Annotated in this window: 18 protein-coding genes; 10 read left to right on the top strand and 8 right to left on the bottom strand. The window is 61.4% G+C overall.

Features of this window, described 5'->3' with window-relative positions:
* Positions 1–27: 27 nt before the first annotated feature.
* A complete protein-coding gene (locus tag ACQY47_RS21355) occupies positions 28–906 on the bottom strand; it encodes a LysR family transcriptional regulator (protein WP_176991466.1) in 879 nt (292 codons plus the stop codon).
* Between the two features lie 80 nt (positions 907–986).
* On the opposite strand from ACQY47_RS21355, the gene ACQY47_RS21350 reads away from it, so the two are divergent.
* Both ACQY47_RS21350 and ACQY47_RS21345 read left to right on the top strand, forming a co-directional pair.
* The gene (locus tag ACQY47_RS21350; protein ID WP_236446355.1) at positions 987–1694 is read left to right on the top strand and encodes a CTP synthase C-terminal region-related (seleno)protein; all 708 of its coding nucleotides are present in this window, start codon (positions 987–989) and stop codon (positions 1692–1694) included.
* Positions 1691–2011 (top strand): antibiotic biosynthesis monooxygenase family protein, encoded by a 321-nt coding sequence (locus ACQY47_RS21345; RefSeq protein WP_428551619.1) that lies wholly within the window; start codon positions 1691–1693, stop codon positions 2009–2011. The genes ACQY47_RS21350 and ACQY47_RS21345 overlap by 4 nt, the downstream gene beginning before the upstream one ends.
* A gap of 206 nt (positions 2012–2217) precedes the next feature.
* Here ACQY47_RS21345 and ACQY47_RS21340 read toward each other — a convergent pair whose 3' ends face one another.
* Positions 2218–2541 carry a DUF2025 family protein gene (locus tag ACQY47_RS21340; protein WP_056859595.1) on the bottom strand — a complete coding sequence of 108 codons (324 nt, stop codon included), beginning with the start codon at positions 2539–2541 and terminating at the stop codon, positions 2218–2220.
* Between the two features lie 232 nt (positions 2542–2773).
* Between ACQY47_RS21340 and ACQY47_RS21335 the strand changes: the two genes are divergently transcribed.
* The gene (locus ACQY47_RS21335) at positions 2774–3901 is read left to right on the top strand and encodes a glycerophosphodiester phosphodiesterase (RefSeq protein ID WP_285678859.1); all 1128 of its coding nucleotides are present in this window, start codon (positions 2774–2776) and stop codon (positions 3899–3901) included.
* Positions 3902–4579, top strand: a complete 678-nt coding sequence (locus tag ACQY47_RS21330; RefSeq protein WP_428551615.1) for a helix-turn-helix domain-containing protein — start codon at positions 3902–3904, stop codon at positions 4577–4579.
* On the opposite strand, the gene ACQY47_RS21325 is transcribed toward ACQY47_RS21330, so the two are convergent.
* Positions 4571–5434 carry a sterol desaturase family protein gene (locus tag ACQY47_RS21325; protein WP_138453571.1) on the bottom strand — a complete coding sequence of 288 codons (864 nt, stop codon included), beginning with the start codon at positions 5432–5434 and terminating at the stop codon, positions 4571–4573. The genes ACQY47_RS21330 and ACQY47_RS21325 overlap by 9 nt on opposite strands.
* Before the next feature lie 154 nt (positions 5435–5588).
* Between ACQY47_RS21325 and ACQY47_RS21320 the strand changes: the two genes are divergently transcribed.
* From ACQY47_RS21320 to ACQY47_RS21310, 3 genes are all read left to right on the top strand, one after another.
* A complete protein-coding gene (locus ACQY47_RS21320; protein WP_017137880.1) occupies positions 5589–5894 on the top strand; it encodes a PepSY domain-containing protein in 306 nt (101 codons plus the stop codon).
* A gap of 228 nt (positions 5895–6122) precedes the next feature.
* Positions 6123–7145 (top strand): transporter, encoded by a 1023-nt coding sequence (locus ACQY47_RS21315; RefSeq protein WP_017137881.1) that lies wholly within the window; start codon positions 6123–6125, stop codon positions 7143–7145.
* Between the two features lie 469 nt (positions 7146–7614).
* On the top strand, positions 7615–9231 hold the full coding sequence (locus ACQY47_RS21310; protein ID WP_017137882.1) for an inorganic phosphate transporter: 1617 nt from the start codon (positions 7615–7617) through the stop codon (positions 9229–9231).
* Between the two features lie 123 nt (positions 9232–9354).
* Here the strand turns inward: ACQY47_RS21310 and ACQY47_RS21305 are convergent, their stop codons facing one another.
* The 3 genes from ACQY47_RS21305 to ACQY47_RS21295 form a co-directional block, all read right to left on the bottom strand.
* Positions 9355–10329: a biotin-dependent carboxyltransferase family protein gene (locus tag ACQY47_RS21305; RefSeq protein ID WP_428551609.1), complete on the bottom strand. Its 975-nt coding sequence runs from the start codon at positions 10327–10329 to the stop codon at positions 9355–9357.
* A complete protein-coding gene (locus ACQY47_RS21300) occupies positions 10326–11204 on the bottom strand; it encodes a 5-oxoprolinase subunit B family protein (RefSeq protein ID WP_017137884.1) in 879 nt (292 codons plus the stop codon). The genes ACQY47_RS21305 and ACQY47_RS21300 overlap by 4 nt, the downstream gene beginning before the upstream one ends.
* 268 nt (positions 11205–11472) lie before the next feature.
* Complete coding sequence (locus ACQY47_RS21295) at positions 11473–12258, bottom strand: 5-oxoprolinase subunit PxpA (protein ID WP_138452965.1); 786 nt, start codon at positions 12256–12258, stop codon at positions 11473–11475.
* 222 nt (positions 12259–12480) lie between these two features.
* Here ACQY47_RS21295 and ACQY47_RS21290 point away from each other — a divergent pair, with 222 nt between their 5' ends.
* Entirely contained in the window at positions 12481–13398 is a 918-nt protein-coding gene (locus tag ACQY47_RS21290) for a LysR family transcriptional regulator (RefSeq protein WP_017137886.1), read from the top strand.
* Here the strand turns inward: ACQY47_RS21290 and ACQY47_RS21285 are convergent.
* Complete coding sequence (locus ACQY47_RS21285) at positions 13395–14291, bottom strand: LysR family transcriptional regulator (RefSeq protein ID WP_428551604.1); 897 nt, start codon at positions 14289–14291, stop codon at positions 13395–13397. The genes ACQY47_RS21290 and ACQY47_RS21285 overlap by 4 nt on opposite strands.
* Before the next feature lie 106 nt (positions 14292–14397).
* On the opposite strand from ACQY47_RS21285, the gene ACQY47_RS21280 reads away from it, so the two are divergent.
* Together ACQY47_RS21280 and ACQY47_RS21275 are read left to right on the top strand one after the other, a co-directional pair.
* Positions 14398–15156: an SDR family NAD(P)-dependent oxidoreductase gene (locus ACQY47_RS21280; RefSeq protein WP_017137888.1), complete on the top strand. Its 759-nt coding sequence runs from the start codon at positions 14398–14400 to the stop codon at positions 15154–15156.
* Between the two features lie 50 nt (positions 15157–15206).
* Positions 15207–16112: a LysR family transcriptional regulator gene (locus tag ACQY47_RS21275; RefSeq protein ID WP_186618137.1), complete on the top strand. Its 906-nt coding sequence runs from the start codon at positions 15207–15209 to the stop codon at positions 16110–16112.
* On the opposite strand, the gene ACQY47_RS21270 is transcribed toward ACQY47_RS21275, so the two are convergent.
* The gene (locus ACQY47_RS21270) at positions 16099–16539 is read right to left on the bottom strand and encodes a multidrug/biocide efflux PACE transporter (protein ID WP_177033286.1); all 441 of its coding nucleotides are present in this window, start codon (positions 16537–16539) and stop codon (positions 16099–16101) included. The two genes, ACQY47_RS21275 and ACQY47_RS21270, sit on opposite strands and share 14 nt — an antisense overlap.
* Between the last annotated feature and the right edge of the window lie 31 nt (positions 16540–16570).

Genomic DNA, 16570 nt, shown 5'->3' with positions numbered 1-16570 from the left:
CTTCTCGCCCTTGGTTGATAGCCCAGCTCAAGGCAGCCGAATATGCCGCCCCAACTCATCAAACAAGGTCACCACCGAGCGCAGTGCCCGGCAGTCCGGGCGTGTCAGCAGCCATAGCGCCGTATCACGCCCCGCCAGCGCGGGGCCGAGTGGTTGCAAACCGTCCTCCAACAGAAAGTCCGGCAGCGCCGCCACGCCCAGCCCTGCGCGTACCAGTTCGGCCACGGATAACATGCTGTTACAGCGATAACTGGGACGCACACCCGGAAGGTGTTCACGCCGCCAGGCTACGGTGGAGTGATCGGGCAAGAAGTCATCCGGCGCGATCCACGCCAGCTCGGCCAACTCACGCCCCTGGTTTTGGCGGGCATAACCCGCGCTGGCGCACACCTGATAGGCCACAGTGCCCAGTCGGCGGCCAACCAGATGCTCCGGCGGCGTCTTGGTCAGGCGCAGCGCAATGTCCGCGTCGCGGCGGCTGAGGTTGGCAAAATCATTGGACGTGCTCAACTCCAGGGTCAACGCCGGGTAGGCCGGCATGAACTGCGCCAGCGCCGGTAGCAGCAACCCCTGTAGCACCGAGTCGGTGCAGGTCAGGCGCACGGTGCCGCTGATTACTTCACCACCCTGCTCCACCCCGATGCGCGCCGCTTCCAGCGCTTGCTCGGCCTGTTCGGCCTGCTGCGCCAGGTGGCTGGCCAAACTGGTGGGCAGGTAGCCGGCACGGCTCTTTTCGAACAAGGTCTGTCCCAGGGCCGCCTCCAGCCGTCGCACGGCACGGAACACCGTGGACACATCCACCCGCAGCAGCGCCGCCGCCCGCGCCAAGGTGCCGCCACGCACCAGCGCGAGAATCAGCGACAGGTCCGGGTAATCGAGCTGATAGTGCGTGGCTGCATTGAGCATGTGGGCAAACGCCAATTTTGATTGCGTGAGCGCCAATCTATAGTGCGCCCCAGGACACCACAAGCCATGGGAAGTACACGATGAAAACCACCACCCTGCACCTCGCCCTGATCGGTGATTACAACCCCGACGTAACGGCCCACCAGGCCATCCCCGTGGCGCTGCAACAGGCTGCCGACGCCTTGGGCCTGAACGTGCAGTTGCACTGGCTGGAGACCGACTCGATCACCCCGGCCACCGAACTGCATGCCTTCGACGGCTTCTGGTGCGTGCCCGCCAGCCCCTACCGTGATGCCGACGGCGCACTGCGGGCGATTCGTTTTGCCCGCGAGCAAAAACGCCCATTCCTGGGCACCTGCGGTGGTTTTCAACACGCGGTCATCGAATATGCCCGCAACGTGCTGGGCTGGGCGGATGCGGAGCATGGCGAACTGGCGCCCGAGGCCAGGCGCGCGGTTATCACGCCGCTTGCGTGTTCCCTGGTCGAAGCCACCGGCAGCATCCGCCTGGCGCCCTACACACGTATCGCCGAGGCTTACGCCAGCCTGGAAACGGAGGAAGGTTACCGTTGCAGCTACGGCATCAACCCCGAGTTCGCCCAGGCATTACTCGAGGGCGACCTGATCCCCAGCGGCCACGATTCGGCGGGCGATCTGCGTGCCGTCGAACTGCTGGGCCATCCGTTTTTCGTCGCCACCCTGTTTCAGCCCGAACGCGCGGCACTTAAAGGAATTACGCCGCCACTGGCGGTTGCCCTGCTCAAAGCCTGCCAGGCGCAATCGGTATGATCGCCACCACACCCGCCCCGCCCTATTACGCCGTGATTTTCAGCTCGTTGCGTACCGAAGGCGATCAAGGTTATAGCCAGGCCGCCAACCGTATGTTGGAACTGGCGCGCGAACAACCGGGGTTTCTGGGTGTTGAGTCGGCGCGGGAAGACGGCTTGGGCATCACCGTTTCCTACTGGGAAAGCGAAGCAGCGATTTTGGCCTGGAAGCAACAAACCGAACACAGCCAAGTGCGCGAGCAAGGCCGCGCCAGTTGGTATTCGGCGTTTCACACCCGCGTGTGCAAGGTGGAGCGGGCTTACAGCTTCGAGCGTTGAAACACAGCCTCAAGCCCCCTGCAAAAACCTGTGGGAGCTGGCTTGCCTGCGATAGCATCAACTCTGTGTGCCTGATACACCAAGGTGTCTGCATCGCAGGCAAGCCAGCTCCCACAATTAGACCGAAGTGTCTCAGGACAATGGTGATCGAGCAGGTGGCCGCCTTAGCGAGCAAGCCCCACAGGTTGCTCTCCACTTACCTGGACCTAGCTCACCAAACTGCGCAACGCACTGATCTGCGGGATCTCCACCCGGCGCATATACACGCGCAACGGCTCGGTGATGTTGATACGGTCATCGATATTCTGGTCCAGCAGCAACTGCAGGCGTTCGCGCGACAGGGTCATGGTGTGGTCGGCGGCCGGCAGCCAGACAAATTCGGCGGTGGGGATGATGCCGTCATCGGCCACGTCCATGCCGAAGGCGTCTTCGCTGAAACGCACGATGTAGTGGCCGGTTTTGCGGTTAAGGCCGACAAAACCCTGGAGTTGGTCGGCGGCCTGGCAGATAAGCTCGGAAGTGATGCGCATGGTAAACCTCACTGAAAAGTCCCACAGGGACTGGAAAGATGGTTTACACGCGTGGCAGAAATTACTGCCCTCTAACGGGGCAGCTTTGGCCAAGAATACTGCAACGCAGCACAAAAAAACCCACAAAAATGCCTCGTGAGTACCTTAATGTCGGTTTGGTGATAGCGCCTTTCGCAATCAATTGTTAAAAAGGACGCCTTCTCAAAGTTACCTCCACGAAAGGACTTCGCATATGCCTGTCACGTTTACCAAGAGCGCCCTGCTGCTCGCTCTGATGCTCGGCCTTGGTCAGGCACAGGCTGCCGACCCGATCAGCCCGGCTGAAATGGCGACAAACGAAGGCATTCCGTACCCGGCTGTCATTGCTCACCGTGGCGCATCCTACGACGCCCCCGAATCCACCGCGGCGTCCTACAAGCTCGCCCGCGACCTGGGTGCCGACTACCTGGAAATGGACCTGCAGCGCAGTAAAGACGGCGTACTGTTCGCCCTGCACGACAACAACCTGCAACGCACCACCGACGTGGCCACCAAGTTCCCCGAGCGCAAAGACGCTCCGGCCAACGAGTTCACCTGGGCCGAACTGCGCACCCTGGACGCCGGCAGCTGGTTCAACGCCGCTTACCCGGACCGTGCCCGCCCGGCGTTTGTTGGCCTGAAAATCCAGAGCCTGGACGAGATCATCAAGATCGCCGAAGGCAACCCGCAGCACAAACCAGGCCTGTACATCGAGACCAAGGAGCCCAAGCAGTTCCCGGGCATCGAAGCCGACCTGAAAAACAAGCTGCTGGATAAAGGCTGGTTGAGCTCCGCCGGTTCCAAGCTGGGCAAGAGCAACACCGGCGTGGGCCAGGGCAAAGGCCGCGTGGTGCTGCAGACGTTTGAAAAAGACAGCTTGAAAGAGCTGCAGAAAGAAATGCCCAACACCCCGAAAATCCTGCTGTTGTGGGTTGGCCCAGGCAGCATCGAGCCTAAATCGGCACAAACCTTCGCTGAGTCCGGCGAAACCACCAAGGCCGCCTACTACGCCAAGCAAGAGCCAAAAGACGCCGCCGAGTTCGAAAAGTGGGTGGACGAAGCCAAGAGCCTCGGCGCCATCGGCACCGGCCCTTCGGCCGAGCTGACCAACCACGGTGACCAGAGCTACACCGACCTGGTGAAGCCTGAGATGAACAAGCTGACCCACGACAAAGGCCTGCTGGTGCACGTCTACACCGTCGATGAGCCCGTGGACTTCGAAAAAGTCATGAAAGCCGGCGTGGACGGCATCTTCACCAACCGCGCCGCCGAACTGCTGAAGTTCTACAAGCGCTGGCCTTCGTCGAGCGTGCAGGACCTGCTCAAGGACAACGGCTACTGAGTGAAACCCGAATGGTCAGGTCGCCTGTGGTTGGGGCATGACTACGGCCTGATCTTCGGCGAGCTGGGGCGTACCGCGCCCCATGCGCACTATGCCCATCAGTTGATGCTCTGCCCCGGCAAACCGGTCACGGTCAGCCTCGATGGCCGTGTCACCACGGCCCATCGCCTGTTTATCCCCTCGCAATACCCCCACGCCCTTCTCGCCAGCGACGGTGACGTACTGGTGCTGTATGCCGAACCTGCCACCTTTGCGACCCAGACCCTGGAGCATCTGCTGCTCGATGCGCAGCTATGCCTTGGGACACTGCAATTGCAACTGAGCCAGTTACCCCGGCGCGCCCGCGTCGACCCGCGCCTGGAACGGGCACTGTCGGCCCTGGATCAACAGCTTGCCGGCAAGGTTTCAGCCCAGGCACTGGCCCACGCCGCACACCTGTCATTAAGCCAATTGGAACGCCTGTTCACCCATCAACTGGGCGTGCCCGTGCGCCGCCTGGTGGTATGGCGGCGCTTGCGTGTGGCGCTGCAAGTGGCCCTTGGCGGCAACACGTTGACCGAGGCCGCCCACGCTGCGGGGTTTGCCGACTCGGCACATTTTTCGCGCACCATGAAGCAGTTGTTTGGCGTGACGGCCGGCGCGTCATTGCGTCAGTTGGACGTGCGGCTGCTAACGTAGCGCGTCCGGCAAAGGCGGTTCTTTGCTCAAGCGCGCCGGCATGAACGGGTCACGTATCTGCGCCGCATAGGCCACCGGGAAATTCGGCCGGCTGCCAATGCCCAGGTCGCCAGGGCCCATCTGATAGTGCTCGCGATAAAACGCCGTGCCCAACAGCCAGTCCCACAGGTTGAAGAACAAACCGAAATTCACATCCCCGGCGCGCCCGTACTTCATGTGATGAAAACGATGCACCGGCGCCCAGGCAAATACCCAACGCAATGGCCCTAAACGCATGTCGACGTTGGAATGTTGCAACAACAGCTGGATCGCAATTGCCAGGGCCAGCAACTGCGCAACCTCCACAGGAATCCCCAGCAGCACCAGCGGCAACAGGCCCGCCGTCGCCTCCAGCATCTGATGCAAAGGGTGTTTCATCAGCCCATTGAACCCATACAGCCGCTGCACGCTGTGGTGTACCGCATGCAGGCGCCAGAGCGGCGCAATACGGTGGCTGGCGTAGTGCATCAGGGTAATGCCGGCATCGGCCAACACAATCGACAACAGCAGTTGTGCCCACACCGGCCAGCCACGCGGCCAAATGCCTTCGAACGCCAGCAAGGCCGTGAGCCCCGGTAGAATCAACAGGCCCAGGGCATTCAGGCTCTCGTTGACCAACGCGTGGAGCGTGTCCCGGCGCCGATCCCCGAGGCTGCGATTCCATTGCGGCTCATAGGGCAGCCATTGCTCCATCACAAATGACACGGCGACGGCTGTCGCAAACACTACGACCAGCCAACCGGGCTTCCAAAGCCCCCAAGCTAAAAAACCCACCAGGAATACAGGCGCGTACAGCCAAGCCACTAAACGTTTCATCCGAGTCTCCCTTCCAGTGAGCCCCCAGCATGCAACCCTCCACACGCAGCGAATTGAACAAACGGCGCAACCGTTTGAATTAATTAAGGGTGAATTAAGTTGCGCTGGATAACCTGAGGCCACTTAAACAGCTCACCGAAGAAGGACACACACCATGAAAACCCTGACCGCCCTGTTCGCTGCCACCGCCTTGACCCTGACTGCCGGGTTGGCCCAGGCGGATGTTCGCCCGGACCACATTGAAGGTTTGCTCAAGTCCGGCGCCGTGATGCCGTTCGAAAAACTCAACGCCGCCGCCGTGGCCAAACACGCCGGTGCCAGCATCACTGACACCGAGCTGGACCACAAAAATGGTGTGCTGGTCTACGAAGTTGACCTCACCGACACCGCCGGCAAACGGTTTGAAGTGAAGCTCGACGCCAAGACCGGCGCCGTGCTGGAAGACAAACTGGACACCTGAGTCATCGTTTAAAAAAACCGCGCCACGTTTAAAGTGGCGCGGTTTTTTTATGCCTGCTCGCCAGCCATCACGGAGGGTTGATCAAATTACACCGACAAAGCGCAGGCCTGCGCCTGGAAACCCGCTGAGCGAGTTTTCAAACTGTCACAAAATCGTCATCCCGCCTTGCAATGATTCGCCCACGCGAACCTGTGAAACGTCCTACAGGCGCTTTCTCTGCGAGCCTCCATGAACCACAGCATCGACCACAGCCACCAGGATCCCGATCTGTTTGGCTTGCTTTACGGTTTTCGTTTTCGGCCCGGTGAAAAGGGCGAGCAAATTGATTCAGCGACCGCGCTGGCCGCGCTAAAAGCGCCGCAAGACCCGGAAGAATTCCTGTGGCTGCACCTGAACCTGGCCCACGCCGCCTGCGAGCGCTGGATGCAGGCCAACCTGTCATTGCCGGACGAGTTTTTCGAAGCCCTGCACGAAGGCTCGCGCTCCACGCGTATCGAACACGTCGACTCGGCCTTGCTGGCGGTGGTCAACGACGTGGTGTTCAACTTCAGCAGCATGGTTTCGTCGGATATCTCCACGCTGTGGGTCTGCGCCCGCAGCCGTTTGCTGGTGAGTGCACGCCTGCAACCCCTGCACTCGGTGGATAAATTGCGCTCGTCGGTGAAGGCCGGTGAACGCTTTCGCTCGCCACTGGAACTGCTGGTGCATCTGTTGCGCGACCAGGGTGAGGTGCTCACGCAGATCGTGCGTAAAACCAGTATCAGCGTCGACCATATCGAAGACCAGTTACTGTCTTCGCGCCTGTCCACCAACCGCGCCGAACTGGGTGCCGCACGCCGGGTGCTGGTGCGCCTGCAACGTCTGCTGGCACTGGAGCCGGGCTCGCTCCTGCGCCTGCTCAACCGCCCGCCGCAGTGGCTGCAAAAGGAAGACGTGAAGGAGTTGCGCAAATCCACCGAGGAGTTTGCGCTGATCATCAACGACCTCACGGCCCTGGGCGAACGCATCAAGCTGTTGCAGGAAGAAATCGCCGCCAACCTCAACGAACAAAGCAACCGCACGCTGTTTACCCTCACCGTGGTGACGGTGCTGGCGCTGCCGATCAATATCATCGCCGGTTTTTTTGGCATGAACGTGGGCGGCGTGCCGCTTTCCACCGACCCGGAAGGGTTCTGGATCCTGGTGGCGCTGGTGGCGACGTTTACCTTGATTGCCGGGCGCTGGGCGTTCCGTAAGCGCAAAGACTATTGAATTGCAATACAGTCAAATTGTGGGAGCTGGCTTGCCTGCGATGGCTATCTACCAGCCAACTGTTCATTGCCTGATGCACCGCTATCGCAGCCTTTTGAAGGCCACCACATTCTCCTGTGGCGAGCAGGCTTGTCCTGCGTTGGGCTGCGAAGCGGCCCCAAACCCAAACACTGAGTACTTTCAGGAAAATTGCGCTGCCCTTACTGGGGCCGCTCCGCAGCCCAACGCAGGACAAGCCTGCTCGCCACAACAACCCACCTGCCACAGACTTCGTGTTAACCGGTTGTGTAGATGCCTATGGCTATCGCAGGCAAGCCAGCTCCCACATTGATTGCACTCTGACATTAGCTTTGCGGGGGTTTATAGATCAACGGTAGGCTCAATTCCTTAAACACTGACCTACCGCAGCATCTCTGTAACATTCTGCAATGATCATCAAGACCATCCTCCCCACACTGGATGCTCCGGCATGGCCACCCCTTCCCTGACCGCTTCCAACACCGCCACACACGCAGACCCCAAACCCCGGCTGGATACAAAACCCGGCCTGCTCACCGTGATCATTTTCTTCGCCGTGCTCGCCATGGGCTTGTTGTTTACCGCCTACAGCCTGATGCACGACATGACCGAACTGGGCACCGTGGTCACCACCTGGACGCCGTTCCTGCTGCTGGGCGTGGCGCTGTTGATTGCCCTGGGCTTTGAGTTCGTCAATGGTTTCCACGACACCGCCAACGCCGTGGCGACGGTGATCTACACCAACTCGTTGCCGCCGCACTTTGCGGTGGTATGGTCGGGCTTTTTCAACTTCCTCGGCGTGCTGCTGTCCAGCGGCGCAGTGGCGTTCGGCATCATCGCCTTGCTGCCGGTCGAGCTGATTTTGCAGGTCGGTTCCTCGGCCGGCTTCGCCATGATTTTTGCGCTGCTGATCGCGGCGATACTGTGGAACCTCGGCACTTGGTGGCTGGGCTTGCCAGCCTCGTCATCGCACACCCTGATCGGCTCGATCATCGGCGTCGGCGTCGCCAACGCCCTGATGCACGGGCGTGATGGCACCAGCGGTGTGGATTGGAGCCAAGCCACCAAGATCGGTTATGCCCTGCTGCTGTCGCCGCTGATCGGTTTTGCGTTTGCCGCCCTGCTGTTGCTGGCGCTGCGCGCCTTTGTCAAAAACCGCTCGCTGTACAAGGCCCCCAAGGGCGACACCCCGCCGCCATGGTGGATTCGCGGTGCGTTGATCGCCACCTGCACCGGTGTGTCGTTCGCCCACGGCTCCAACGACGGGCAAAAAGGCATGGGCCTGATCATGCTGATCCTGGTGGGGACGCTGCCGATGGCGTACGCGCTGAACCGCACCATGCCCGCCGAGCAGTCCTTGCAGTTTGCTGCGGTGGCTGAAGTGACCCAAGTGGCACTGGTGAAAAGCGCACCACAAGTATTACCGGGCGACCCACGGCCGATTCTCTCGACCTATGTGCGCACCAAGGAAGCCACCCCGGAACTGGTGCCGGCCCTCGCCGCCCTCGCCGGCCAGATTGGTGACGAAGTGAAAGGCTACGGCTCCCTGGCCAAAGTCCCCGCTGAAGCCGTCGGCAACGTGCGCAACGACATGTACCTGACCAGTGAAACCATTCGCTTGATGGACAAGGGCAAGGTCGGCAACTTCGACGCCGACACCCAAGGCAAGCTGAAACTGTTCAAAGACCAGATCGACGCGTCCACACGCTTTATCCCGCTGTGGGTGAAGATCGCCGTGGCCATCGCGCTCGGGCTGGGCACCATGGTCGGCTGGAAACGCATCGTGGTCACGGTGGGCGAAAAAATCGGCAAGACGCACCTGACTTACGCCCAAGGCGCCTCGGCTGAGACAGTGGCCATGCTGACCATCGGTGCCGCGGATATGTTCGGGCTACCGGTTTCGACTACCCATGTGTTGTCGTCCGGTGTGGCAGGGACCATGGTGGCCAATGGCGGTGGCTTGCAGATGAAGACCATCCGCAATCTGCTGATGGCCTGGGTGCTGACGTTGCCGGCGGCGATTTTGCTGTCGGGCAGCCTGTACTGGCTGTTCACCAAATTGTTCTGACCTCGGTGGGAGCTGGCTTGCCTGCGATGGCATCACCTCGGTTCAACTGACAGACCGAGGCGCTTGCATCGCAAGCAAGCCAGCTCCCACACAAACCTGTTCCCACATGGGTTTTAGGGTGTGTCAGTGATTGAACAATCCAGCCATGGCCTTCAAGCGCTTTTTGTAGATCCGCCGCGCCTCCAGTGCTTCCTCCAGTGTCACCGCCACAAACCCCGCCCGCTGGTTCGGCTGCATCTGCCCGATCAAGTCGAGGTCCGCACTGATCACCGTGCCGATCATCGCGTAGCCGCCACCCGACACCGCATCGCGGTGCAGCACAATCGGCTCCAACCCCGCCGGCACCTGGATCGAACCGATCGGGTAGCAACTGTCGACGATATTCGAGGGGTCCGAGCCAGCACCAAACGGTTGTTCGCGTGGTTGAAAACTCAAGGCGCTGCCGCCCTTGAAGCGATAGCCGATGCGATCCGCCTCGGAGCCCACCGTCCACGGCTCAGCAAAAAAACTGCTTTTTGCCGCATCCGTCAGGCGCTCGTAATACAGCCCTGGCACCACGCGCAGGGTCACGTCGCCACCGACCGAACGGCGCAAGGCCATCGGTAAGCTATTGCCCGCGCGGCCTGTTCCGCTGGCCTCGCCGATCGGCAGTTCATCGCCTTCCTGCAAGCGTCGCCCTTCAAACCCACCGAGCGCACCAAGGGTGTACGTCGAGCGGCTGCCGAGCACCCGCGGCACGTCGATGCCACCGGCCACCGCCAGATACGTGCGCGCGCCAGCCTTGGGAAACTCAAAGCGCAACACCTGCCCGGCGCGCACCGGGAAAGCGGTGTCCTGATGCACCACTTCACCATCCAGGCGCGGCGACATCAGCGCACCACTGAGCGCCACCAATGCGTCCTGGCGAAACTCCAGTTCAGGGCCGATCAGTGTGCACTCCAGGCCCGCCGCACCGGCTGGGTTGCCGACCAAATGGTTGGCCGCACTCAATGCGTACTGGTCCAGGGCGCCCGAAGGCGGAATGCCCAAGTGGTAATAACCTTCACGGCCAAGGTCTTGCACAGAAGTGGCGAGGCCGGGTTTGAGGACCTTGATCATGCCAGCGCCTCCTGCAGGGTTTTCGGATAGCCGATGGGGTCGGCGAGAAACGCATCGAGGGAAAACTCCACCGGGCGGATACGCAAATCAAAACGCCCTGCCTCCACTTCGGCCACCGCCAAATCGTAGGCGTCGCGGTCCATCGGTTTGAACTGCACGATGTCACCGGGGCGGAAGAACACCATGTGTTCCTTGAGGTACGCCAACTGCTGCGCCGGGTCGTAGATTGGCGCCGGGGTTACGCCAAACATCTGGTAACCACCCGCGCCGCGCACTGAGTAAATGCAACCGAAACAGCCGCCATGGCCGAGGGTCAGTTTGGGCGTGTCGGTGCGCGGGCGCAGGTACTTGGGCACCTGCAATTGCCGCTCGCGCTCGACCATCTGGAACATGAACGGCAAGCCCGCAACAAACCCGACCATCGACACAAACCACGGCGCGCCACTGTGGGCGGCGATAAACGCGTCCACATCGGCCAGGCCGTTGATGCGTGCGGCGTATTCCAGGTCGGTGCCGCTGGGGTCTTGGTGGCGGTCGCGAAAGCGCATCAGGGTTTCGTGGGTCCAGGGGTCGTTGTAGAGCACCGGGATTTCGATGATGCGCGTGTGCAAGGTGCGTTCGGCCACCGCCTGGGCTTCGGCACTTTGCACCGCGTCGAGCAGCACATGCGGCGCGATACGGTCGGGGTCGAAGCGAATCTGGAACGATGCATTGGCCAGGCACACATCCAGCACGCCCTCCAACGCCAGGCGCTCCACGGCGCGGGTCACGGCCATGCCTGTGAAAAAGGCCTCCAGGGACATGCTGTCGCTGACCTCGGCAAACAGGTGTTCATCACCGCCGAAGCTGTAGCGGATGGGGGTGGTTTCAGCCATGTCTGTTCCTCTTGGAATCATTGTAGAAAGGCAGGCAAAAAATCAAATGGATGGGCAGCTTATTGTGTTGTGGTTAGCAGGCTTGTAGTGGCGAGCAGGCTTGCCCTGCGCTGGGCTGCGCAGCGGCCCCATCACAGCCAACCGTGCAGTTACGGGTAAACCTCGGCCGTATGGTTTCAGGGCCGCTACGCGCCCCAGCGCAGGGCAAGCCTGCTCGCCACAGAAAGCCCACTCATCAGGACAAGCCTGCCAACCACAGAAAGCCTACTCAACCAACAACATGCCCGTTCAACACGGAGCGCTCGTTGGTCACCACAATTCCCGCCTGATCCAGGGCTTCGCGGGTGGCTTCCACCAGTTCCAGCGCGCCGGGCGTGTCGCTGTGCAGGCAGATGGAGTCGAATTCGATCAACAGGTCTTCGCCTTCTACGGTTCGCACCCGGCCCATCTGACAAGCACGCAGGACGCGCGCCGCAACGGTTGCAGGGTCCAGTGCACGCACATTGCGGGTAAACACAATGGACCCGCTTAAATCGTACTCACGGTCGGCGTAAAACTCGCGCACCACCGGTTGCCCCAGTTCCTTGGCCACGCGCCAGATCACCGAGTTGGGCATGCAATACAGCAACAGCGTCGGCTCGATGATTTGCAGGTTCTGCACCAGCAGCCGCGCCGCTTCTTCGTCGCGGGCCAGGTGCATATAAAGCGCGCCGTGGGGCTTGATATGTTGCAATGTCAAACCTTGGGCACGCGCGATTTCGCGCAGCGCGCCGAGTTGGTAGAGGATGTCGTCCACCAGTTCCTGGGCCGGTGCGTTGATGTGCCGACGGCCGAACCCCACCAGGTCACGAAAGCCCGGATGCGCGCCAATGCCCACACCCAGTTGCTTGGCGCGTTCGACGGTGCGGCGCATGGTGCCGGGGTCGCCGGCGTGGAAGCCGGTGGCGATATTGGCCGAGCTGATGTAGGCCATCAGGTCAAAGTCGACGCCATCGCCGATGGTCCAGGGGCCGAAGCCTTCGCCCATGTCCGAATTGAAATCCACTGCCTGCATCGAGGTCGCTCCGCCAAAAGAAGATGACTGAAAGTAGGCTGGGGCTTGACCCCTTGGGAAGATCTATTATCAGATGGCCCATCTTCTGAAAATCAGATACCCAAAGATCGTTCCCACGCTCCGCGTGGGAATGCAGCCCAGGACGCTCCGCGTCCCAAAGCGTGACGCAAAGCGTCACAAGAGGCGTTACCACGCAGAGCGTGGGAACGATCGGAGAAAGCCATGTCCCTGACCTTGCGCCAAGTGCGCTACTTCGTCGCCACCGCCGAAATCGGCCAGATTTCCCAGGCCGCCATTCACCTGAACATCTCCCAGTCGGCGGTGACCACCGCGATCAAGGAACTGGAGGCGATGCTCGGCGTGCAGTTGTTCGTGCGCTCGGCCCAGGGCATGAACCTCACGGACGCCGGGCGGCATTTTCTCAACCGCGCCTATGTGATCGTGCGCAGCGTGGACGACGCCCTCAACAGCCCACTGCCCGACTACCGCGCCAGCGGCGTATTGCGGGTAGCGGCCAGCTACACAGTGTTGGGTTACTTCCTGCCGCATCACTTGCAACGCATGCAACACTGGCACCCGGACGTGACCATCGACGTCTTCGAGCAGGAGCGCCAGGCCATTGAACATGGCCTGCTCGACGGCCAGTTCGACATGGCCGTGGTGCTCACCGCCAACCTGACTCACGCGGATATCGTCTCGGAAATCCTGTTCAACTCCGAACGCCGCCTGTGGCTGCCCAGCCATCACCCGTTGTGCGAGCGCGGTGCCGTGAGCCTGGCGGATGTGGCGCAAGAGCCTTACATCCTGCTGACCGTCGACGAAGCTGAGCACAGTGCCATGCGCTACTGGGAACAGGCCGGGCAAACGCCCAACGTGCGGCTGCGCACCAGTTCGGTGGAGGCGGTGCGCAGCATGGTCGCCAATGGCAGCGGCGTGGCGATCCTGTCAGACCTGGTGCACCGGCCGTGGTCGCTGGAAGGCAAGCGCATCGAAACCCTGACCGTCACCGACCCGGTCACGCCCATGAGCGTCGGCCTGGCCTGGCACCGCGAGCGCGCGTTTACCCCGGCGATGCAAGCGTTCCGCGATTACTTCCACGACGCCTTCCTGGCACCGCAACAGTTGTCGGCTCGGCGTTAAATACGCGCCTGCAAGGTAGCCGCCAGCCACTCCATGAACACCCGCACCCGCAACGGCAAATGCCGCTGGCCGGCGTAGAGCATAGAGACGTCCAGCGGCGGTGCGAGGTAGTCCGGCAACACCGAAACCAACTCGCCACTGGCCAATAAATCGCGAATGCCGAGCAGCGGCACCTGGATAATCCCCAAGCCGCCAAGACACGCCGCCTGGTAGGCATCGGTGCTGCTGACGGTCACGCGCCCGGCCATGGCCACGCGCTGCACCTTGTTACCCAGCAGGTATTCAAACCCGGCCGAGCGCGCACCGAGCGGGCGCACGTAATGCACCAGTTGATGCTGCGCGAGGTCGGCAATGGTTTCGGGCACGCCATAACGTTGCAGGTAGGCTGGGCTTACGCAGTTGACCATCGGCATGCTGCACACCTTGCGTGCAACCACGCTTTGATCGGGCTGCGCGCCCACGCGCACCACGCAATCAAAGCCTTCAGCAATCACGTCGACCTGGCGATCCGAACTGCTGATTTCCATCTCCACCAGCGGGTGGCGCGCCATGAACGACGGCAGCTGCGGCATCACCAGGCCGCGCGCCATGGCGTTGGGCATATCCACCCGAATGCGCCCGGCCAATTGCGCTTCGTCCTGGCGAAACAGGCCTTCGAGCTCTTCCATGTGCGCGAGCAAATCCTTGCTGCGCTCATACAACACGCGGCCGTCCTGGGTGGCTTGCACGGTGCGCGTGGTGCGCTGCAACAGGTGCGCACCCAGCAATGCTTCCAGCGCCTGCACGTGCTCGGACACGGTGGAGCGTGGCAGGCCCAGGCTCTCGCCGGCCCGGGTGAAACTCGACAGCTCGGTGACGCGCACGAAGGTGCGCAGTAGCTCAAGTTTGTTCATGGGATTGTTCGCCTTATCCGGCCAGTGATTCCGATATCAGCCTGTTTATCACGTTATAGGCGGACAAATACACTCAGTCCCACTGATCACCCATGAGGACTACCGCATGACTCGTAAAATCGCACTCATCACCGGCGCCAGCCGTGGCCTTGGCAAAAGCGCCGCTTTGCACCTTGCCGCACAAGGCGTGGATATCATCGGCACCTACCACAGCGCCGCCACTGAGGCCCAAGCGGTGGTGGCACAGGTTGAAGCGCTGGGCGGCCGCGCCGCCATGCTGCAACTGGACGTCAGCCAGAGCGGCAGCTTCGATGCTTTTGTCGGGCAAATCGCTACGGTGCTCAAAGACGTTTTCGCCCAGCAACATTTTAATTTCCTGATCAACAACGCGGGCATCGGCGCTCACGCCAGCTTTGCCGAAACCACCGAAGAGCAGTTCGACAAACTGGTGGCCATTCACTTCAAGGCGCCGTTTTTCCTCACCCAAAAACTGCTGCCGCTGATCAGCGATGGCGGGCGCATCATCAACATCTCCAGCGGCCTGGCGCGGTTCAGCCTGCCGGGCTACGCCGCCTACGCGTCGATGAAAGGCGCCGTGGAAGTGCTGTCGCGTTATCAGGCCAAAGAACTCGGCCCGCGTGGCATCACCGTCAACACCCTGGCACCCGGCGCGATTGCCACCGACTTCAGCGGCGGCGCAGTGCGCGATAACCCACAGGTGAATGCGATGGTGGCCGACAACACCGCCCTGGGCCGTGCCGGTTTGCCGGACGATATTGGCGGTGCAATTTCGATTCTGCTGGCCGATGGCAGCAACTGGATCACCGGCCAGCGCATCGAAGCCTCGGGCGGCATGTTTCTGTAAGCATTCTGCGCTAGCATCAATGCCTTCAGATCACTGACGGGCAATCACCGATGAGTTTTGATCCAGGCTTGGCCGGCGGCATGGGCGTATTGGCCGCCGTAGTCGACAGCGGCAGCTTTGCCCGCGCCGCCAACAGCCTGGAGATGACGCCTTCGGGGGTCAGCCGGGCGATTTCCCGCCTGGAAAAACGCCTCGGCATTCGCCTGTTCGACCGCACCACCCGCTCGGTGCAATTGACCGACGAAGGGCGACGTTTCTACCAGCAAATCGCCCCGCTGTTGGCCGGGCTGGAGGAGGCCGCCCATTCGGCGGCCGACAGCGCCCTCACCGTGCGCGGGCGTTTGCGGGTGAACATCGACCCGTATTTTTCGCGGCTGGTACTTGGCCCTGTACTCGGCGACTTCATGCGCCAATACCCGCAACTGCAACTCGACCTGCACACCCGTGACCAACTCGGCGACCTGGTGGCCGACGGCTTTGACTTGGCCATTCGCTTCGGCATCCCACAGTCCTCCTCGCTGATCGCCCGCAAACTGATGGAAGTGCGCGTGCTCACCGTGGCCTCCCCCACTTACCTTGAACAATACGGCCGACCAGCGATCCCGCAAGACCTGGAAACCGGGCATATGTGCCTGGATTTTCGCGACTCGCAAACCGGTCGCCCGTTTGCCTGGGAATTCCACCGGCCCGGCGAGCAAGTGATTGTGCGCACCAACGGCCGTTTGGTGGTCAACGACGCCAGCACCTTATACAGCGTGTGTGAACACGGGCATGCCGTGGCGCAGATGCTCGACCTCGGCCTGGACTCGGCGATCCAGGCCGGCAGCCTGGTGGAGCTGTTCCCCGATTGGCCGGACGAGCGTTTCCCGTTGTACGCCTATTACCCGTCGCGGCACTTGCCCGCCGCCAAGGTGCGGGCATTTCTGGAGTTTGTCGCTTCGCTCAAGCTTGGCTAGGCAGCCGTTGCTGTACGATTTTTTCCCGCAGCACGTCATAACCCCAGTGGTACACATAGGTGTACGGCAGGAAGAACAACAGCACGCCGATGTCGAGGATGAAGGCTTCCAGCAGGCTGATCTTCATCAACGCGGCAATCAACGGCACCGCCAGGATGATCAGGCCGCCTTCGAACAACAGCGCATGCACCACGCGGGTCCAGCCGCCGCTGGTCAATTGCAGGCGGGCTTTGAGGCGGTCGAACAGGCTGTTGAAAATGACGTTCCAGCTCAGTGCCAACAGGCTGATGCCCAGCGTCACCGCGCCCATTTCCAGGGCCGGCCGGCCGGTGATCCAGACCAGCAGCGGCGTACAGATCAATAAGGCCAGCCCTTCAAAACCAATGGCCTGGCAAACACGTTCAGTAATCGACTTGGTAGGGTTCATGACCCGGCTCCTTGAGTGACGATGGTTGCCA

The organism is Pseudomonas edaphica, from assembly GCF_965277385.1.
In the GTDB taxonomy this organism is placed as follows: domain Bacteria; phylum Pseudomonadota; class Gammaproteobacteria; order Pseudomonadales; family Pseudomonadaceae; genus Aquipseudomonas; species Aquipseudomonas edaphica.
The sequence above is the reverse complement of the archived record's forward strand: the minus strand, read 5'-3'. Positions and strand labels throughout refer to the sequence as shown.